General features: G+C 71.5%; 9 protein-coding genes. 1 reads left to right on the top strand and 8 read right to left on the bottom strand.

Going from position 1 to position 21,396, the window contains the following annotated elements:
* Positions 1-113: 113 nt before the first annotated feature.
* The 8 genes from AB0E85_RS30830 to AB0E85_RS30795 all read right to left on the bottom strand — a co-directional run bounded on the left by AB0E85_RS30830 (position 114) and on the right by AB0E85_RS30795 (position 20,154).
* Positions 114-1,814, bottom strand: a complete 1,701-nt coding sequence (locus AB0E85_RS30830) for an ABC transporter ATP-binding protein (protein ID WP_361933984.1) — start codon at positions 1,812-1,814, stop codon at positions 114-116.
* Positions 1,804-12,732, bottom strand: coding sequence for an amino acid adenylation domain-containing protein (locus AB0E85_RS30825; protein ID WP_361933981.1), 10,929 nt, complete (start codon positions 12,730-12,732; stop codon positions 1,804-1,806). Before AB0E85_RS30825 ends, AB0E85_RS30830 begins: the two co-directional genes overlap by 11 nt.
* A 57-nt stretch (positions 12,733-12,789) precedes the next feature.
* Positions 12,790-14,577: an ABC transporter ATP-binding protein gene (locus AB0E85_RS30820; protein WP_361933979.1), complete on the bottom strand. Its 1,788-nt coding sequence runs from the start codon at positions 14,575-14,577 to the stop codon at positions 12,790-12,792.
* A 4-nt stretch (positions 14,578-14,581) separates the two neighbouring features.
* Positions 14,582-15,640, bottom strand: coding sequence for an iron-siderophore ABC transporter substrate-binding protein (locus AB0E85_RS30815; RefSeq protein ID WP_361933976.1), 1,059 nt, complete (start codon positions 15,638-15,640; stop codon positions 14,582-14,584).
* Between the two features lie 102 nt (positions 15,641-15,742).
* Positions 15,743-16,585, bottom strand: coding sequence for an ABC transporter ATP-binding protein (locus AB0E85_RS30810; RefSeq protein WP_161366157.1), 843 nt, complete (start codon positions 16,583-16,585; stop codon positions 15,743-15,745).
* 39 nt (positions 16,586-16,624) lie between these two features.
* On the bottom strand, positions 16,625-17,686 hold the full coding sequence (locus AB0E85_RS30805; protein WP_361933973.1) for an iron chelate uptake ABC transporter family permease subunit: 1,062 nt from the start codon (positions 17,684-17,686) through the stop codon (positions 16,625-16,627).
* On the bottom strand, positions 17,683-18,744 hold the full coding sequence (locus AB0E85_RS30800; RefSeq protein ID WP_361933970.1) for an iron ABC transporter permease: 1,062 nt from the start codon (positions 18,742-18,744) through the stop codon (positions 17,683-17,685). The genes AB0E85_RS30805 and AB0E85_RS30800 overlap by 4 nt, the downstream gene beginning before the upstream one ends.
* Before the next feature lie 51 nt (positions 18,745-18,795).
* On the bottom strand, positions 18,796-20,154 hold the full coding sequence (locus AB0E85_RS30795) for a lysine N(6)-hydroxylase/L-ornithine N(5)-oxygenase family protein (RefSeq protein ID WP_361933968.1): 1,359 nt from the start codon (positions 20,152-20,154) through the stop codon (positions 18,796-18,798).
* A gap of 247 nt (positions 20,155-20,401) precedes the next feature.
* Between AB0E85_RS30795 and AB0E85_RS30790 the strand changes: the two genes are divergently transcribed.
* Entirely contained in the window at positions 20,402-21,349 is a 948-nt protein-coding gene (locus AB0E85_RS30790; protein WP_361933966.1) for a formyltransferase family protein, read from the top strand.
* The last annotated feature ends 47 nt before the right edge of the window (positions 21,350-21,396 follow it).

Below are 21,396 nucleotides of genomic sequence, written 5' to 3'. Positions count from 1 at the left end.
CACACGTGGCTTCAGCGCTTCGCGTGCAGCGTCATTGTCGGGTGCGGGTGCGTGGGGGCTGGTCGCGCCGTTCCCCGCGTCCCTGGGGACGGTTCCCCTGCCCCCTTGAGACGTCAGCGTGCCACCGCCGAGCAGTACTCCTGGTTTCTTGCCAGCAGGTTGCGGTGGGTGTCCTCCGCGGTGATGACTCCGTCGTCCAGGACCAGCACCCGGTCCGCCGCGTCCAGGAAGGCCGGGCTGCTGGTGATGACGATCGTCGTGCGGCCCCGGCGCAGTTTCGCCACGTTGCGCGCGATGAGCTGCTCGGTGACCGCGTCCACCGCCGTCGTCGGGTCGTGCAGTACGAGGACGTCGGTGTCGGCGGCCAGGGCACGGGCCAGGGACAGGCGTTGCCGCTGGCCTCCGGAGAGGTTGGCGCCCCGGTCGCGGACGCCGTAGTCGAGGCCCTCGCGGTGCAGGGCCACGACGTCCGTCAGCATGGACGCCTCGACGGCGTCGGGGACCGTCCGGCTGGTGCCCGAGGGGTCGATGTTCGTGCGGAGGGTGCCCGCGAAGATCTCCCCGTCGTACGGGTTGACCAGCATGTGCTCGCGGACGCCCTCCACCGAGAGGTCCGCCAGCTCCCGGCCGCCGATCCGTACCGTCCCCCCGTACGCGGCGGGCGGGACGCGCACGGCCAGGACGGCGGCGAGGTCGGCCGCCGCGCGGGGCTGGTAGGGGGCGATGACGACGAACTCCCCCGCCTTCACCCGGAACGTCAGGTCGGTCAGGGTGCCGTGGCGGACGCAGTCGATCTCCAGGTCGCCGCCCGGGGACGGGTGTGCGGAGCCCGGGGTCATGACCGGCGGGGCCGACAGCACCAGCGCCATCCGCTCGGCCGAGGCCCGCGCGATCATCACGTACTTGGGCATCTCCGAGAACAGCTTGAGCGGCTCCATGATGAACTGCGCCAGGCCGACGGCCATGACGAGTTCCCCGACGGTGATCCGGCCTTCGAACGCCAGCCAACCCGCCGTCAGGGTCACCGCGCCGGCGAGGACGGCGTTGAGGGCCAGCGCGGTCCCCGCGTAGGCGCCGTTCACCTTGGCCACGGTGATCGACTGGTGCTTCGCCTCCGTGCTGACCTTCCGGTAGGACCGGAACGCCGCGTGGTTGCCGCCGAAGCCGTGCAGCGGGCGCAGGCCGGTGATCAGGTCGGCGACCTTCGCGCCCGCCCGCGCCACCCGGGCCTGCTGCTCCTGGGTGCTGCTGCCGATCCGCTTCGACATCACGCTGAGGACCGACAGGATCGCGACGGTGCCCACGATCACCAGCAGACCGAGCCGGATGTCGGCCAGGCCCAGTGCGACCGCCGCGACCAGCACCGCGACGAGCGAGCTGATCAGCAGCGGCACCACCTCGATGATGTCGGCGGTCTGGTCCGCGTCCTCGGTGGCGATGGTCAGCACCTCGCCGGACTTGAGGTCGACGTCCCGGGCCACGGGCTGGAGGCCGCAGGCCGCGACCTTCACCCGCCAGCGGTGTGCCTCGGTCGTGTTGGCCTTCTGGAGGATCCGCATGCCGAACCGCCACGACAGCGACACCGTCGTGATGATCACGGCCAGCGCGCCGATCGACAGGGCGAGCGCCTGCATACTGCGGCCGTCCCGCATCGTGTGCTCGACGATCAGGCCGAGCGCGATGGGGAAGGCCGTCTCACCGGCCTGGTAGAGGCCCATGAGGAGGGTGCCCCAGACCATGGCGCCGATGTTGCGGCGCAGGGCGGTGCGGAGGATGGCGGCCCCTTCACGGGGCCGCTTCGTGTCAGTTGTCATCGAGGTGGCGGGCAATCGCTTCCGGGGTTCGCAGGGTGAACAGATCGCGGATCGTGATCACGGGACCGTACTCGCGGCGGAGCAGCCCGACGAGCCGTACCGCCAGCATGGAGTGTCCTCCCAGGGACACGAAGTCGCTCACCGCGCTCACCTCGTCGTCGTCCAGATCCAGTGCCTCGGCGAAGTACTCGCACACCACGGTCTCGGTCTCGGTCTCGGGCCCCCGCTCCCCCACCGTGGTCAGCGCGCCCAGCGGCTTGGCCTCGGGCAGTGCCTTGGTGTCAGCCTTCCCGTTCACCGTGAGCGGGATGCTGTCGACCTGGGCGTAGTGCGTGGGCCGCAGGAAGTCCGGCAGTCCGGCGCCCACTTCGGCGGCGACGGTCGCCAGGTCCGCCCCGTCCAGGACCAGGTAGGCGGCCAGCCGGTGGGCGCCGTCGACCTGCGGGTCGGGCTGGGCGACCGCGGCGGCGAACCGTACGGCCGGGTGGGCTGCGAACACGGCCTCGACCTCGCCGAGTTCGACCCGGTGGCCGCGGATCTTGACCTGCTGGTCGGTGCGGCCCAAGTACATCAGGTTGCCGTCCGGCCGGCGCACCACCAGGTCGCCGGTGCGGTACATGCGCTCGCCGGGCTCACCGAACGGACAGGCGACGAAGCGGTGCGCACTCTGGGCGGGCTGCCCGAGGTAGCCGCGTGCGATGCCGATGCCCGAGACGTACAGCTCACCGGGGACGCCGTCCGGCAGGGGTCGCAGCCACGGGTCCAGGACGTACACGTCCGTGTTGTCGATGGCGACGCCCACCACCGGGTCCGCGCACTCGAAGGTGCCGACGCCGAGGGTGTTGATGGTGTACTCGGTGGGTCCGTACAGGTTGTAGCCGACCGTGCCCTCGGTGTCGGCGAGCCGCTGCCACAGCGTCGGTGTGACGGCCTCACCGCCGAGCAGCACCAGCGCCGGTCGCCGGTCCGGGTTGTCGAGCAGGCCCTCGGCCACCAGTTGCTGGGCGTAGGTCGGGGTCACGTTGACGACGTCGATCCCGTGCTCCAGGCAGTACTCGACCAGCCGGGGCGCGTCCCTGCGCAACTCCTCGTCGCAGATGTGCACTTCGTGGCCGTCGGCGAGCCACAGCAGCTCCTCCCACGACATGTCGAAGGCGAACGACACGGTGTGCGCGATCCGGAAGACCCGGTGGCCGTGCTCGGCCAGCACCGGCTCGAAGATCCGGCGCTGATGGTTGATCAGCATGTTGGTGAGCCCGGCGTACTCGGTCACCACGCCCTTGGGCTTGCCGGTGGATCCGGAGGTGTAGATCGTGTACGCGGGGTGCCGCAGCCGGTGGGGGTCGTCCGGCGCGAACGTCTGATAGGGCTCGGTCTCGGGAAGCGGCCGGTCGAGTTCGATCAGCTCGCCGGTCAGCCGGGGCGACACACCGCTCACGGTGAGGGTCACGTCCGGCCCGGCGTCCTCGACGATGGCGGCGATCCGCTCGTCCGGGTGGTCCAGTTCCAGCGGCACGTAGGCGGCGCCGACCCGCAGGACGGCGAACAGGGCCACGATCCAGTCGAGGGAGCGCGGGATCGCGAGCCCGACGGTCGTCTCGGGGCCGATGCCGCGCGCGGCGAGCACTCCGGCCACCGTCCGGCTGCGGTCCCGGAGTTCGGCGAACGTCATCGTCGCGCCGTGGGCGACGAGCGCCACCCGCTGCGGATCGCGGTCGGCGGCCCGGTCGAACCGGTCGACGACGGTGTCGGTTCCGACATCGGTGCGCTCCCCCGGCTCGGGCACCGGCCCCAGGCCCCGCAGGGCGCCGACGGGCCCGGTCGCCCTGGCCACGTCCTCCAGCACGCTCAGGTAGTCGTCCAGGAGACGGCGGGCGTTGCCCGTGTCACCGTCGCGGTACTCCAGCTTGACCGTGAGCCGCTCGCCGGGGGTGACGACCCAGGTGAAGGGGTAGTGCGTGGAGTCGTCCGCCTTGACCGAGGTGATGCCGTGCCGGGCGTTCATCTCGGCGAAGGCGTCCATGTCCAGGAAGTTCTGGAGCACGAAGAGGTTGTCGAACAGGGTGTCGTGCCCGCTGGCCCGCTGGATCTCGCCGAGCCCGAGGTGCTCGTGCTCCATCGCCTCGACCCGGACCGCCTGGACGGACGACAGGTAGGCGCGGACCGTGTCGTCCGGGCGGGCCCTGGTCCACATGGGCACGGTGTTGAGCAGTACGCCGACGATGCCGGACAGCCCCTCGCCGTCGCGGCCCGAGACGGTCACGCCGAACACGGCGTCGCTCCGGCCGGTGTGCGCGCCGAGCAGCAGACCGAACGCGCCGGTCAGCACCGAGTTCAGGGTGACGCCGTGCACCCGGGCCGCTTCCCGGACGAGCGCTGACTGCTCGGCGGACAGCGTGTGCACGAGGGCCTCGGGCAGGTCGTCCGAGAAGGACGGTGCCGGTCCGGCGAGCAGGGTCGGTCCGGGAAGACCGGCCAGGTGGCCGGCCCAGAAGCGCTCCGACACCGCCGGGTCCTTGGCGGCGAGCGCCCGGGCGTGCTCCTCGAAGCTCGGGGCGGCCGGTGCCGGGTCGAGGGGCTCGCCCGCGAGGACGGCGCGGTAGGCGTCGAAGAGGTCCCTCAGCACGATCTCCCGGGACCAGCCGTCCCACAGGAGCAGGTGGTAGCTGAGCAGGAGGCCGTCGCGGTCGCCGGGCAGGTGCACCACGGTCAGCCGGATCAGCGGGGGCTCACCCGGGTCGAAGCCCGTGTCGCGGTCCCGGGCGCGCAGGGCGTCGACCTCGGCGTCCGTCGCCAGGGCGATCGTACGGACGTCGACCTCGCGGCCCGCCCTGAGGAGCTGCACCGGGTTTCCGTCGTCGTCGGTGCCGAAGCCGGCGCCGACGACCGGGTGCCGGGCGATCACGTGGGACATGGCCGCGGCCAGCGCGCCGGTGTCCAGCCGCCGGTCGAAGGTGAACCAGTTCTGCGCGACGTAGTGTCCGGCCGAACCCGCCAGCTGGGCCTGGAAGAACAGGCCGCGCTGGAGCGGGGTGACCGGAGCGGTGCGCTCGGCCGTCGTCGCGGCGTCCGCGAGGTGCCGGAGCGCGTGCTGCCAGTGCTCGGTGATCTCGTCGGGGACGCCCTCGGCGAGGACGAACTCGGCGAGCAGACTGCCGGTGGCCTCGTCGGTCCACGCGTTGACCTCGACGGCGTACGGGCTGCCCTGGTCGCCTTCGGTGAGGTGCGGCGCCTGGGACTCGCTGCCCCGGCCGAGGTAGTTGAACAGCACCTGGGGGCGGGCGGTCAGCAGTGGGGCCGTCTGCGGGTTGAGGTACCTGAGCCTGCCGTAGGCGACGTGCCCGTCCTCGTCCGGCTGACGCTCCACGACCTCGCGCGCGGCCGCGACGGGGTCGGTGTGCGGGGTGAGCCGTACGGGTGCGATGGAGGTGAACCAGCCGACCGTACGGGTGTAGTCGTGCTGTTCGAGGACCGGGACCCGGCCGTGGCGCTCCAGGTCGATCGCCAGGTCGGTGGGCGACGGCTGGATCCGGGTCAGCGCGGTGCGCAGGGCGCCGCACAGCAGCTCGGTGAGGCCGATGCCGAGTGCGGCGGGGGCGGTACGGGTGACGCTGCCGCTCACGTCCGGCGCGAGTACCACCGTCGTCTTGCGCAACGCTCCGGTGAGCGGGAGCAGTTCGGGAGCCTGGAGGGTGGTGACCCAGCGGTCGAGGTCGTCAGGGCCCTGGGTCGCACGGAGCGTCAGGGCTTCGGCGTACTCGGCGTACGAAGTGGTCGGAGGGGCGAGGGGCTCGCCGCGCAGGGCCGTGGCCAGGTCGTCGAGCAGGATCAGCCAGGAGACCGCGTCGACGGCGAGGTGGTGGACGGTCACGACGAGGGTGCGGCTCGCCTCCAGCCACGCGACGGCGATCATCTCGCCGGATTCGGGGTCGAGTTGCCCGGCGGCCTCGTCGGCTACGGCTGTCGCGTCGGTGGTGTCCGGGCGCACGACGGTGACGTCGCGGGCGGGTTCGGTGCGGAGGTTCCACACGCCGTGCTCTGTGCGGAGCCTCAGCCGCAGGGTGGGGTGGGCGGCGACCACGGCGTTCGCGGCGCGTACGGCGTCGGCGTAGCCGGTGCCTTCGGGGGCCTGGAGGGTCCTGGCCTGGGCGAAGCGGGTGAGGGAGCCGCCGAGTTCGCGTTGGCGGAGGATGATCGGGGTGGGGGTGAGGGGGCCGTCCTCGCGGCGGGTGGGGGCCTGAGAGGTCTGGGGTGTGTGGGTGCCCAGGTGTTCGGCGAGTGCGCGGGGGGTCTTGAGCAGGAAGACGTCCTTCGGCGCGATGGGCAGTCCGAGGGAGCGGGCCCTGTTCACGACCGTGATGGCGATGATGCTGTCGCCTCCGGCGCGGAAGAAGTCGGTGTCGGCGTCGACGGAGGCGCCGGGCAGCGTCTCGGTGAAGATCTTGGTGAGTGCGGCTACCGCGGTGGTTTCGTCTGCGGGTGCGTTGTGGCTTGTCGCGCCCCGCGGCGGAGCCGCACATCGATACAGCCCCGCGCCCCCGAGGGCACGCTCCACCAGCGCCTTTCGATCCAACTTGCCGTTCACCGTCAGCGGTAGGGCATCGGTCGTGAGAATCCTGCCCGGGATCATGTGAACGGGCAGCTTCTCCGCCAGCCGGACCTCGAGATCACCCGGCACGCTGCCCACCACGTGCGCCACCAGGTGATCCCCGGTGTCCGCCACCGTGACGGCCACGTCGACCACACCGGCGAACCCGCGGATCGCGGACTCCACCTCGCCCAACTCGATACGGAATCCCTTGAGTTGAACCTGGTCGTCGGCGCGGCCGGTGAAGACCAGCTCACCGTCGAGGGTGCGGATCGCGAGGTCGCCCGTGTGGTACATGCGGGAGCCGTCGGCCGTGAACGGGTTGGCCACGAAGCGGCCCGCCGTGAGCCCGGGCCTGCCCAGGTAGCCGAGGGACACCTGGTCGCCGGCGACGTAGATGGCGCCTTCCCGGCCCGGCGGCACCGGGCGGAGCCGGTCGTCGAGCACGTAGGTCACCAGGCCGGGGATCGGGCCGCCGATGGGGCTGACGTCGTCGCCGTGGCCGAAGTCGTCGTCGGTCAGCACCCGGTGGGTGACATGCACGGTGGTCTCGGTGATGCCGTACATGTTGACCAGCTCGGGGGCGGCCGTGCCGTGCCGCTCGACCCAGCCGCGCAGCCGCCCGAGGTCCAGTGCCTCGCCGCCGAAGATGATCCGGCGCAGCGCGGGCAGCGGTTCGCCGGCGAGCCGGTCCGCCTCGATGAACTGGTAGAAGGCCGAGGGGGTCTGGTTGAGCACGGTCACGCCGCGCTCCCGGACCAGCCGGTGGAAGTCGACCGGGGAGCGCGTCAGCCCGTAGTCGGGCACCAGCAGCTCACCGCCGTGCACCAGCGCGCCCCACAGCTCCCAGACGGCGAAGTCGAAGGAGAAGGAGTGGAACTGGACCCAGACGTCGTCCGGGCCGAAGTCCATGTCGGGGCGGGTGTTGGCGAGCAGGCTCACCACGCTGGAGTGCGGGACGACGACACCCTTGGGGCGGCCGGTCGAACCGGACGTGTAGATCACATAGGCCGGGGTGTGCCAGTCGGGCTCGGGGGCGGGCTCCGTGGGGGCGGCCGGGGGTTCTTCGCCCTGCACCAGCACGCGGGCGGCCACACCGGCCCGGGTCAGGAGTTCGGTGCAGCGGTCGCGCTGGTCCGGGTCGACGAGGACGACCTGCGGGGCGGCGTCGGCGAGGATGTACTCCAGCCGTTCGTCCGGGTAGGCCAGGTCCAGCGGGACGTACGCGCCGCCCGCGCTGACGATCGCGACCAGGGCGACGACCTGTTCCAGGGAGCGCGGGACGGCCACGGCGACCCGCTTGCCCGGGCCGACCCCGGCGGCGCGCAGGGCGGCGGCCAGGTCGTCCTTGCGGCCGGACAGTTCGCCGTAGGTCAGGGAGCGGGTGACGCCGTCGAGGCCGCACTGGGTGACGGCGGTGGCCGCCGGGTCGCGGCGGGCGGCGGTGTCGAACAGTGCGCCCAGGGTGGCCGGGGTGATGGGTGCGGGACGCCGCTCGCTCCGGTGCGCCAGGTCGTCGACCGGGGTGTCCGGGTGGGTGAGCAGGCCGGTCAGGGTCCGGGTGAACGTGTCCAGGATCGTCCGGGCGGTCGTCTCGCCCAGCAGTTCGCCGTCGTGGATGAGGTTGAAGCGGGGGCGGCCGTCGAGTGCGCGCTCGACCACCAGGGTCAGCGGGTAGTGCGGGGCGCCCTCGTTGACGAGGTCCGTGATGGTCAGGGTGTCGCCGGGGCGCCGGAGTGAGGTCACGTCGGTGGCCACGTCGAACACCACGAGCGTGTCGAAGAGGGAGCCGGCGCCGGCCTGGCGGCCGATGCGCGCCAGGGAGACGTGCTGGTGGGGCAGGACGGCGCTCTGGTGGTCCCGCACCGAGGTGAGCAGGTCGCCCGCCGTGGTGCCGGAGGCCCAGCCGGCGCGTACCGGAACGGTGTTGATGAACAGGCCCACCATGTCCCCGATGCCGGGCACGTCGGCGTCGCGGCCGGAGACCGTGGAGCCGAACACCACGTCCCGGACCTGGAGGATGCCGCCGAGGGTGACGGCCCAGGCGCTGTGCACGGCGACGCTCAGCGGCACACCGGCCTCGCGGGCGGCGGCGTCGATGTCGCCCTCGGGCTCCACGGCGATGTCGGCGAACCGGTCGGAGGGGGTGTGCCCCTCGGCGACCAGCGAGGGGCCGGGCAGTCCGGCGAGTTCCTCGCGCCAGACACGGTCGCTCTCGTCGGCGTCGCGGCCGGCGAGCCAGTGGACGTAGTCGGCGAAACCGCCGGTCGGGTGGACGGTGCCCGGGGCGTGGTACTCGGCGAGCAGCGCGCGGAGCATGGGCGGCACGGACCAGCCGTCGGCGATGATGTGGTGCACGGTCTGCACCAGGACGTTCCGTCCGGAGCCGGCGCGGACGAGCGTGTACCGCATGAGGGGGCCGGTGGCCAGGTCGAAGCCGCTGCGGCGGTCCCGTTCGGCGAGGTCACCTATCTCCTCGTCGGTGATGCCGGGACGGTCCAGAGTGGTGAAGGGGGCCTCGGCGCCGTTCTCCAGGACGGAGACCACGCGGCCGTCGGCCAGCGCCGTGAAGCGCGCGGCCAGGTTCGGGAAGAGGGTGAGCAGCCGGGTGGCCGCCGCGGCGAGCCGGTCGGCGTCCACCTCGCCGTCCAGCGTGAGCAGTTGCTGTTCGACGTAGGCGCCCGCGGAGTCGTCGTCGAAGACCGAGTGGAAGTAGAGGCCTTCCTGGAGCGGGGTCAGCGGCAGGACGTCCCGCAGCGAGGGGCCGTCCAGGGCGTCGACGTCGGCCTGGGTGAGGGGCACCAGCGGGAAGTCGCTGGGCGAGTGGCCGCCCTGGTCGAGCGCGGCGAGTCCGGCCAGGGCCGTGCGGAAGTAGTCGCCCAGGGCCGTGATGTCGGCGTCGGTGAACAGGCCGTCGGGCCAGGAGATGGTGGTGACCAGCTCGTACGCGCCGGAGGCGTCGGGTTCGGCGATCGCGTTGAACTCCAGGGCGCGCGGCAGGCGCATCCTGGGGTCACGCTTCTCGCCCAGCTGGCCGGTGGTGCCGGCGAGTTGCCAGTCGCCGGGGGCGCCGGCGGCGAAGCGGCCGAGGTAGTTGAAGAGCACCTGGGGGGCGGGCGCGTCGAACTCGCTGTGGGCGAGGTAGCGCAGGGCGCCGTAGGAGACGCCGTTGTCCGGTACCCGGGCGAGGTCCTCCTTGACCGCCTTGAGCGCGGCGGTCAGGTACTCGGGCGTGGTGAGGTCGGGCGCCGTGCCGGGGTCCACGGTCACCGGGAAGAGGGTGGTGAACCAGCCGATCGTGCGCGACAGTTCCGGTTCGAAGCCGGCCGACTGGGCGACGAACTGCCCTTCGCGGCCGTGGCCTTCGAGTTCGATGTGGGCGAAGGTCTGGTCCTGGCCGAGGTCGCGGCGCCGTCGGGCGAGGGCGACGGCGAGCGCGGTGAGCAGCACGTCGTTGACGCCGGCGTGGAACTTCGCGGGGATCTCGGTCAGCAGTGCGGCCGTGACTTCCGGGCCGACCGAGACGGTCCGCAGGCGCTCGTTCGCGACGGTGTCGGTCCCGGACAGGGCTCGGCGGGCCAGCGGCTGGTCCTCACCGGGCAGGCGGCGCCGGTAGTAGGTGCTGTCGGCGTCGAACGCGGCGCGTTCCAGCAGCTGGGTCCAGCGCCGGAACGAGGTGCCCACCGGCGGGAGTTCGACGGGTTCGCCCGAGCCGAACTGCCGCCAGGCGGTGGCCAGGTCGTCCATCAGGACGCGCCAGGAGATGCCGTCGACGACCACGTGGTGGGCGACGAGGACGAGTTGGCGGGCAGCAGGGCGCCAGACGGCCCGGAGCATCACGCCGTTCGCGGGGTCCAGGCCGGCGGTGGCCAGGGCGACGCACTCGTCGAGCGGCAGGTCGCTCTGCTGCGGGGCGGGCACGGCCCGGTCGGCGTCGGGGATGTCGAAGCTCCAGCGCTCGCCGCGCACCAGCCGGGCGCGGAGCATGTCGTGCCGGGCGACGAGGGCGGTGAGGATCGTGTCGAGGGCGTCGGCGGTCAGGTCCGCCGGGGTGTTCAGGACGACCGACTGGACGAAGCCGTCGACGGCGTCCGTGGTCTCACCGAGCCACTGCACGATGGGCGAGCCCACGACGGTGCCGGTGGCGACGTCGGCGTGGTCGACGGTGGAGACGTCCTCGCGGCTCGCGACCGCTGCCAGCGCGCCCACCGTGCTGTGGGTGAAGATCTGCCGTGCCGTGACGTGCAGGCCCCGCTCGCGCAGTGCGCTCAGCAGGGAGATCGCCAGGATGCTGTCGCCGCCGAGCTGGAAGAAGTCCTGGTCGACGCCGACCTCTTCGAGGCGCAGCACCTCTGCCACGGCGGTGCACACCGCACGTTCGTCGTCGGTGGCGGGGCGCGCGAGGGAGCCCGTCCCGATCACGGGCTCGGGCAGGGCGTTGCGGTCGAGCTTGCCGTTGGCGGTGAGCGGGAACTCCGCCAGCACGACGATGTGGGCGGGCACCATGTACTCGACCATGTGCGCCGCGGCCCACGTCTTGACCTCGTCCGCGCGCAGGTCCTCGGCACCGGCGGCGGGTATGACGTAGCCGACGAGGTAGGTGCCGCCGGCCGCGTTCTTCCTCGCGACGACACAGGTGTGCCGTACGCGCGGGTGTTCGGCGAGACCGACCTCGACGTCCTCGATCTCCAGGCGCATGCCGCGGATCTTGATCTGGTTGTCGGCGCGGCCGAGGAAGTCCAGCGATCCGTCGGGGGCGAAGCGGGCGAGGTCGCCGGTGCGGTAGAGGCGGGAGCCGTCGTCGGCGAAGGGGTTGGCGACGAAGCGGGAGGCGGTCAGGCCCGGAGCGTTGACGTAGCCGCGGCCCAGGAGGAAGCCGCCTACGTAGAGTTCACCGCCGACACCGACCGGGACCGGGCGCAGTTCGTCGTCCAGGACGTAGAGCTGGGTGTTGGGGTTGGCCTTGCCGATGGAGGTCGACAGGCGTTCCGCGGCGCCCCGGTAGATGACGTGCGAGACGCCGATGGTCGTCTCGGCAGGGCCGTAGCCGTGGTACATGGGGATGTTGTCGAGCTTGGTGCGGAACCGCTCGTACAGCTCGGGGGTGAGCACCTCGCCGCCGCACCACACGTGCCGGAGGCTGTCCAGGCGGCCTGAGTCGCCGGCCATCTCCAGCAGCACGTCGAGCATGGACGACACCAGGTACGTGAAGGTGACGCGCTGTTCGGCGATGACGCTCAGCAGGTGGTGCGGGTCGCGTTCGCCGCCGGGCCGCAGGACGACGAGCCGGCCGCCGCACACCAGCGGCAGGAAGATCTCGTTGATGGAGATGTCGAAGGACAGCGGCGCCTTGAACAGGGAGGCGTCGTCGTGTCCGAAGCCGAGGATCTCGTCGACCTGCCACAGCAGGCGCTCGCTGATCGCCTCGTGCCGGATCATCGCGCCCTTGGGCCGTCCGGTGGATCCGGAGGTGAAGATCACGTAGGCCAGTGCGTCGCCGGGGACGGTGACGCCGGGCCCCTCGGCCGGGTACGAGCCGTACCGCCAGTCGCCGAGGTCGACGGCCACGGCGTCCGGTTCGGCCGGGTCGTGCTCGCCGGAGGCGTTGAGCTGGAGGACGACCCGGGCGTCCTCGATGACGACGGCCCGGCGCGCGGCGGGCCACTGCGGGTCGAGCGGCACGAAGGCGCATCCGGCCTGGAGCACGGCGAGCAGCCCGACGACCATGTCGGCGGAGCGGGCCAGGGAGATGCCCACGACCTGCTCGGCGCCGAGTCCGCGGGCGAGCAGGTGGTGGGCCAACTGACCTGCCCGCTCTGCCGCTTCACGGTAGGTCAGGGTGCGGTGCTCGTCGACGACGGCCACGGCGTCCGGCCGGGCGAGCGCCTGCTCGTGGAACATCTCCACGATGGTGGGGCGGACCCGGTCGGCCCGGTTGTCGTTCCACTCGGCCAGGGTCCGGAGTCTGGCCGTGACGCTGGAAGGGCCGATGGTGCCGAGCGGCCGGTCCGGGAAGTCGGCCAGGTCGTCCAGCGCGAGCTGCGCGTCCTCGGGTGTGACACCGTCGGGGACGGTGATACCGCGTCCGTCGGGGGCGACCTCCCAACTCTCGGGCGCACGACCGCCGTTGTCGACCCAGCCGAGGACGTCGGCGAAGAGCGTGCCCGGGGTGAGGTCGATGCCCTCGGGGCCGGCGCCGGTCGCCCAGTACGACAGGCCGATGGCGCAGGCCTCGGTGATGGTCCTGTCCGGGTAGTCGCCGATCCGCCGGCGCACATCGGCCAGGCGCGTGGGGGAAAGCAGTGCGAGACGAGCGCGCGGTTGCAACATCGAAGACTCAGCGTCCCTTCCAGAATGTGGAGTTAGGCTAACCTAAATTAGGGTTGCCTAACTACCCTCTCGCCAGGCCCGCCACAGTCGTGCGTACCGGCCGCCCAGAGCCACCAGTTCCTCATGCGTCCCCTGCTCCACGACGCGTCCCGCGTCGAGCACGGCGATCCGGTCAGCGGCCATCGCCTGGGTCAGCCGGTGCGCCACGAACAGCGTGGTCCGGCCCTCGCACGCGGCCAGTACGGCCCGCTCCAGCTCGGCGGCGCCCTCGCTGCCGGCCTCCGCGGTCGACTCGTCGAGCACCACCACCGGCGCCCGGCCCAGGACCAGCCGCGCCAGGGCGATCTGGGCGACCTTGGTGACGTCCAGGCGCTCACCGCCCTCACCCACCGGGGTGTTCAGCCCGTCGGGCAGCGCGGCCACCCAGCCCTCGGCGCCGACAGTGCGCAGCGCGTCCAGCAGCTCCGTGTCCGACGCCCCCGGCGCGGACAGCCGCAGGTCGTCGGCGAGCGGGCCGGAGAACACATGTGTCTCCTGCGTCAGGATGCTCACCAGGGCCCGCGCCCCGGCCTCGTCCAGGCCGGAGAGATCCGTCGTCCCGATGCGCACCGAGCCGGCCTCCGGGGTGCCGATGCCGGCGATCAGCGCGGCCAGGGTCGTCTTGCCCGCGCCCGTGGCGCCGACCAGGGCGAGGGACCCACCCGCCGGGATCGTCAGGTCCACGTCCCGCAGCACCGGCTCCTCCGAGCCGGGGTAACGGAACGTCAGCCCCTCGACCGTCACCGGGTACGCCCCGGCACCGGCCGTGGTGACGGACTCGTCGCCGACCAGCCGCTCCTCGGCGGACTCCCCCAGCACCCCGACCAGCCGCGTCAGGCTCGCGCCCGACTTCTGCGCCTCGTCGAAGGTGAACATGATGGCGCCCAGCGGGGTGAACAGCCGGTGGAACAGCAGCGGGGCCGCCGACACCTCACCCAGGCTGGCCGCGTCGGCCTCCAGCAGCGCGTACCCCACCACGAGGATCAGGACCAGACCGATGAACTCGGCGCGGTTCTCCCGGCCGACGAACCGGCCGAAGAACCGGAACACCTCGATACCGAGTTCACGCACCCGCCACGACTCGGAGGTGACCTTCTCGCGGAAGGCGCCCTCCAGACGGTAGGCGCGGACCGTGTCGATGCCGTTGAGGCCGCTGATGAACGCCTGGGCACGGTCGGCCTGGGCCACGCGCTGCTTGCGGTACAGCGGGGCCGACCGGGGCAGGTACCAGCGCAGCGCCAGCGCGTACGCGGGCAGCGCGCCGGCACCGGCCAGACCGAGCCGCCAGTCGAGCCCGAACATGCCGAGCGTCGCGATGACGACCAGCACGCCCGCCGAGAACACCGTGGGGACGGCCGTGCGGATGCCCTTGGAGATGACGGCCACGTCGTCACCGACCCGGGAGAGCACGTCTCCCCGGCCCACCTGCTCGATCCGGGTGCTCGGCATCCCGAGCACCGCCCGGACGGCGCCTTCGCGCAGCCGCGCGAGCAGATCCGCGCCCAGCCGTCCGATCAGGTAGGTGGAGACCGCGGTGGCCGCCGCGCCGAGCAGCGCGGCGGCACCGATCAGCACCCCGATCGTGACCAGGACCGAACGGTCCTCGCCCCCGACGACCCCGTCGACCACCCGGCCGAGCAGGAGCACCGGGAGCACCTGGAGCGCCGCCCCCGCGACCGTGGTGAGCACGGTCGCGGCCGAGAGTCCGGGCATGGCACGGCAGTGTCCCGCGACCCAGCGGGCGGCCTCGCGTCCGGTCGTCGTGCGCAGGGTCGCCGGGGCGACGCGCGTGTCGGTGGTGCTCACTTCCCTACTCGACCGACTTGACGAGCTCGTCGATCGCGTACGGCATGGACAGCAGGGTGCCCTGGGAGATGGCCGCGCCGACGGCCGGTCCCTCGCTGTCGAGGAGGTAGGACACGTTGCCCTTCTTCACCGCGTCGAGGTTGGCGAACAGCTTGAACTTCTTCAGGGCCTCGGTGTCGGCCTTGTCGTTGATGACGAAGATGTGGTCGACGTCGACGAGGTCGATGCGCTCGGGCGAGAGCTTGGTGTAGAAGCTGCCCCCGGCGACCTTGTCGATCCCGGTCTGGTACTTGAAGCCGATGCCCGAGACGAGCCGGCCGCGCACGTCGGTGGAGGTGAACGGCGCCACGGAGTTCTCGTACCAGGACAGCGCGACGGCGGTCTGCTTGCCGAGCTCCGGGTGCTCCTTCTTGGCCGTGTCCAGCTGGCCCTGGATGTCGTCGACCATCTTCTGGCCCTCGTCCGCCTTGCCGAGGGCCTTGGCGATGTGCAGGGCGTTGTCCTGCCAGGGGGCGCTGAAGGGCTCCTTCTCGCCCTTGGTGCGGGCCACCGTGGGAGCGATCTTGGAGAGCTTGTCGTAGCCGGCCTGGTCGATCTCGGAGTAGACCGCGACGATCAGGTCGGGCCGCAGGGCCGCGATCTTCTCGTAGTTGGGACCGGAGTCGCCGTTCTTCATGATGACCTCGGGCTTGGTGTCACCCCAGTTGTCCTTCACCCACGGCCACTGGGTGTTGATGTCGGGGGACTTGCCCGGCGGGTTGGGGTACTGGTCGACCATGCCGACGGGCTTGATTCCGAAGGCCAGGATGGTCTGGTCGTCGGTGTAGCCGACGGAGACGACCCGCTGGGGTGCCTTCTCGACCTTCGTGGATCCGAACGCGTGCTCCACGGTGACCGGGAACGCACCGGCCTCCGCGGACTGGGTGCCCTCGTTCTTGCTGTCCGCCGTGTCCGCCGAGTCGGAACCGCATCCCGCGAGGAGACCGACGCCGAGGGCGGCCGCGGACACGACCGCCGCCAGCCGCCGCCATGGCTTCCGGGACGTCGTTCGATGGAGGAGCATCCAAAACCCCTTGCTTTCGCGCTAGTTCACTGCACCCTCGCCTAAAGGGCAGGCAAACCTTATCGTGATGGAGTGAGGTTAGCCTAGCCTTACCTCTACTCTTTATCGGGACGTGTCCGGACGCACGTGCGTCCGCCCGATCGGCACGATCAAGGGCCGGTCCCCCACCGGGTCGTCGATCACCTGGGCGCGCAACCCGAAGGCCTCGTGGAGCAGTTCGGCGGTGACGACGTCGTGCGGATGGCCCTGGGCGAGGATCGACCCCTCCCGCATCACGACGAGGTGGTCGCTGTAGCGCACGGCGAGGTTGAGGTCGTGGAGCACCATGACGACGGTGCAGCCCGACTCGTGCAGATCGTCGACCAGGTCGAGGACGTCGACCGCGTGCGCCAGGTCCAGATACGTCGTCGGCTCGTCCAAGAGCAGCAGATCGGTGCCCTGAGCCAGTGTCATGGAGATCCACACGCGCTGCCGTTGCCCGCCGGAGAGCGAGTCGACGGGGCGGTCGGCCAGGTCGGCCACACCGGTCATGGCGAGCGCCCGCTCCACGACCTCGGCGTCGTCCGAGGACCACTGCCGCAGCCAGCTCTGGTGCGGGTGCCGGCCCCGGGCGACCAGGTCGGCCACCGTCAGCCCCTCCGGCGCGACCGGCGCCTGCGGGAGCAGGCCGAGCTTCTTCGCCACGTCCCGGGTCCGCAGCCTGCCGATGTCCTCGCCGTCCAGGACGACCGACCCCCGGGTCGGCTTGAGCAGCCGCGACAGGGTCCGCAACAGGGTGGACTTCCCACAGCCGTTGGGGCCGATGATCGTGGTGACGACCCCGGGCGGTATCGCCACGTCGAGGCCGTCGATGACCGTCCGGCCGCCGTAGCCGACCGTGACGCCTCGGGCTGCCAGCCGCGAGGCGTCGCCGACCGCGGCCTCGGTGACGGACTGTGCGACCACGGGTCCCCCCTTGCCTAGGTTCACCTGACTCTTGTACATCTACCGGAGGTTCGCCCGCACCAGCAGGTAGACCAGGAAGGGCCCGCCGATCGCGGCGGTGACCACGCCGACCGGGAGCGAGACCGGCAGGACCGCCCGCGCGACCAGGTCCGAGCCGATCAGCAGCAGCGCGCCCACCAGGCCCGAGGCCAGCATCGGCGGCGTGGGACAGCGCGCCAGCCGCATCGCCACCTGCGGGGCGACCAGCGCGACGAACGGGACCGGGCCCGCCGCACTCACCGCCACACCGGCCAGCAGCACCGCGCACAGCAGCAGGACCGCCCGCACGGCCGCGTACCGCACCCCGAGGCCGGCGGCGACCTCGTCACCGAAGTGCATGGGCTTGAACTGGAACGCGACCGCGGCCACGACGACCAGCAGGGCGAGCGTGCCCCACAGGGCCACCTGGACCTCGCCCCACGAGCGGTCGTCGAGCGAGCCGACCAGCCAGGCCTGCGCCTGGGCCACGTCCCTGATGTCGGCCGTGACGAGCAGCCAGGTGGTGATGGCCTCCATCACCGCGCTCACCGAGATGCCGATGAGGATGAGCCGGAAGCCGTCGATCCCGCGCCGCCAGGCCAGGAAGTAGACCAGCAGCCCCGTGCCGAGACCGCCGGCGAGCGCCGCCGCCGACAGACCCACGGTGTCGACCACGGCCGCGGCGGCCCCGCCCGACACCGTCACCAGGAACACCGCGACCGCGCTCGCGCCCGTGGTGATGCCCAGGACGTCCGGGCTGGCCAGGGGATTGCGGGCGATGGACTGGGTGATCGCCCCGGACACCCCGAGCGCGATCCCCACCACGAGCCCGGCCAGGGCACGCGGCATCCGCAGGTCCATGATGACGAATTCGTCGACCTGTTCGCCCCGCCCGAGGAGCGTGCGGACGACCTGCGGCAGGCCGATGGGGAAGTCCCCGACCCCGATGGACACGCAGAAGATCAGGAAGGCCGCAGCCGCCAGCATCAGCGAGACGCCCACCAGCCAGGGCCGCCAGAAGAACGACACCCGGCCCAGCCGCACGCCGGGCGGCAACGACGGCTTCACTTCGGTCACGTTCATGCGCTCCTGAACTTTCCGCGCCAGACCAGCACCGCGAAGAAGGGGGCACCGAGGAGCGCCACGACGACGCCCGCGTCCAACTCGCCCGGCCTGACCACCAGTCGGCCGATGATGTCGCAGACCAGCAGGACGACGGCGCCGAGCAGTCCGGCGCAGGGCACCAGCCAGCGGTAGTCCGGGCCGGTCAGGTGGCGGGCCACGTGGGCCACCATGAGGCCGAGGAAGGCGATGGGCCCGCACGCGGCCGTCGCCGCCCCCGCCAGCAGGGTGATGGCGGTGATGCCGACGGTCCGGCTCAGCGCGATGTTCACGCCGAGCCCCCGCGCCACGTCGTCACCGAGGTTGAGCAGGTTGAGCGAGGGCAGCGTGGTCAGGCTCAGCACCACGCCGACGGCGACGAACGCGGTCACCGGCCAGATGACGTCGAAGCCGACGCCGGCCACGGAGCCCGCGTTCCAGAAACGAAGGGCGTTCAGCGAGGCCTGGTTCGACAGCGCGACCGCCGTGGTCATCGCCATCAGGAAAACCGTGATCCCCTGCCCGGCCAGGGCCAGTGTCAGCGGGTTGCCGGCGCCACGGCCGATGCTCGCGAGACCGAACACCACGACACCGGCGACCGCCGCACCGAGGAAGGCGAACCAGACGTACTGGAAGGGGTCGGAGAACCCGAAGACCGCGATCACCGACACCACGGCGAACGACGCGCCGGTGTTCACGCCGAGCAGGCCGGTGTCGGCGATCGGGTTGCGGGTGAACCCCTGGATGAGCGCTCCGCCGATCCCCAGGGCGATGCCCGCCACGATCGCGAGCACCGTACGGGGTACCCGTACGGTCTCCACGATGAGCCGGATCTCCGTGAGCCGCTGGTCGGACGTCGGGGCCCCGAAGAGCCCGTGCCAGACCTCGGCGGGACTCAGCGCCCGGGCGCCGACGGCGAGCGACAGCGCCGCGGCGACCACGAGGACCGCCAGCAGGATGCCCAGACCCGTGACCCGTCGCCGACGGGTCTTCGCCAAGCCCCCGGGCGCGGGGCGCTCCATCACAGCAGTCGTGCCCATGTGGACGTACGTTATCCCTTGCGCCAGCGGTGAGTTGATCGAGCGCGGTGCTTACTGACGGGCCGCGCTGCCCGTGCCGTCGGCGAGCGTGCGGGTCTCGTCGGCGGTGGGAGCCGAGCCGCGTCCGAGGAGCGAGTTCAGGATCTCCCCCACCCTGATGGCCGTGTTGGACAGCAGGGACGAGGTGATGCCGTGCGTGTGCTCCGTGCCGCCCTGGAGGTAGATGCCGCAGCGCAGGGCGGGGTCGGTCGCGATGCGCCAGTCACGCTCGACGCGGACGCGGCCCTCGTCGTCGCGGACGCAGCGGTCGGCGACCTCGCCGAGCAGACCGGTGGGGTCGGCGGGGCTGTAGCCGGTGGCGAAGACCACGACGTCGGCGTCGAGATCGGTCTCCTCGCCGGTGACGAGGGACTTCACGGTCGCCAGGGCGCTGGTGGGGGTCTCCTTGACGGCGGTGAGGCGGGAGACGTTGAGGAAGCGCAGGCGTTCGGTGCCGAGGACCTTCTCCTGGTACGACTGCCGGTAGAGGTCGTCGATCAGGTCGATGTCCACGACCGAGTAGTTGGTGTTGCCGTGGTAGTCCATCAGACGACGCTTGACGTCCTCGGGCGCCGCGAAGTAGTCGTCGACGGCCTGGGGGTCGAAGATCCGGTTGGCGAAGCTGCTGTCGTCGGCCGGGCTGTAGCCGTAGCGGGAGAAGACGGCGCAGACCTCGGCCCCGGGGAAGCGGCGGTGCAGGTAGGCGACGTTCTCGGCGGCGCTCTGGCCGGCCCCCACGACGACGAACCGGGACGGCGAGGTGCCCTCCAACTCGTCTACCCGTGCCAGGAGTTCGGAGTTGTGCCAGACGCGTTCGCCGCGCTCCACACCCTCGGGCATGAGAGGGCGCAGGCCGGTGCCGATGACGAGGTTGCGGGCCCGGTGCACCTCCAGGCCGCCGCCCGAGCGGACGGTCACCTCCAGGTACTCCACCACGCCGTCCCGGGTCACGGGCGCGACCCCGACGACCTCGTGGCCGTAGGAGACCATGTCGTCGACCTGGGAGGCGGCCCACTCGAAGTAGTCGTGGAACTCCACGCGCAGCGGGAACAGGTTCTTGTGGTTGATGAAGTCGATCAGCCGGCCCTTGCTCTGCAGGTAGCAGAGGAAGCTGTACTCGCTGGCCGGGTTCCGCAGCGTCACCAGGTCCTTGAGGAAGGAGACCTGCATGGTGGCGTCGTCGATGAGCATGCCGCGGTGCCAGCCGAAGCGGGGCTGCTGCTCGAAGAAGTGAGCGGTGATCGCCTCCTGCCTGCCGACGCGGGTGTTGTGCTCGCGGAGCGCGATCGCCATGGCCACATTGGACGGCCCGAAGCCGATACCGATCAGGTCATGGACCGGTGATGCGTCATCAGGAAGAACCTGCGACATGTCACTCCCATCGTGCGGGGCAGCCGCGTGTCAGGTGTGGAGGGAACGAAAGATGGGCATGCAGACGAAGCAGCACCCCATGGAACTTAGGTGAGCCTAAGCTAAACCCGCGAGGGTGTCGACAGGGCAAAACGGACAGCCGAACCCGCGAGGCCTCTCAACTGCGGCGGAACACCCACCCGTTGCGGACTAAGGTAAGCCTTGCTTTACTTGCGTCGGCCAACACCTTGCTCTGAGGAGGAACCCCATGCGGGTCGTCATGTTCGGTTACCAGACCTGGGGGCACCGCACCCTGCAAGCCCTCCTGGAGTCCGAGCACGACGTGGTGCTGGTCGTGACCCACCCCAAGAGCGAGCACGCCTACGAGAAGATCTGGAGCGACTCCGTCGCGGACCTCGCCGAGGAGCACGGCGTCCCGGTGCTGATCCGCAACCGCCCGGACGACGACGAGCTGTTCGAGCGCCTCAAGGAGGCCGACCCGGACATCATCGTGGCCAACAACTGGCGCACCTGGATCCCCCCGCGCATCTTCGGCCTGCCGCGCCGGGGCACGCTGAACGTGCACGACTCGCTGCTGCCGAAGTACGCCGGGTTCTCCCCGCTGATCTGGGCGCTCATCAACGGCGAGCCCGAAGTGGGCGTCACCGCGCACATGATGAACGACGAGCTCGACGCCGGCGACATCGTCCGGCAGGAGGCGGTGCCGGTCGGCCCGAAGGACACCGCGACCGACCTCTTCCACAAGACCGTCGACCTCATCGCCCCGGTCACCATCGGCGCACTGGACCTGATCGCCTCCGGGCAGACCGAGTTCACACGGCAGGACCGCTCCCAGGCCTCCTTCTTCCACAAGCGCGCCGATGAGGACAGCCGCATCGACTGGAGCTGGCCGGCCGAGGACCTGGAGCGCCTGGTGCGCGCCCAGTCCGAGCCGTACCCCAGCGCCTACACCTTCCACAAGGGCAAGCGGCTCGACGTCCTGGCCTCGTTCGTGTCGGAGGGCCGTTACGGCGGCACCCCCGGCCGGATCTTCTACCGCGAGGGCGACGGCGTGGTGATCGTCGCCGGCGCCGACGCCCGGACGGGCCGCAACCACGGCCTGGCCATCACACGCGTCCGCACCGAGGACGGCCGGGAGCTGCCCGCCACCGAGTACTTCACCTCCATGGGCGGCTACCTCACCACCCGCCCCTGACGTGCCGGGCCCGGGTCGGTGCCGGGGCCGGCCGGTTCGGGGGCGCG

Origin of the sequence: Streptomyces sp. NPDC029044 (assembly GCF_040637495.1) — a bacterium.
Lineage (GTDB): Bacteria > Actinomycetota > Actinomycetes > Streptomycetales > Streptomycetaceae > Streptomyces.
This window is presented reverse-complemented; position numbering and strand designations above follow the sequence as displayed.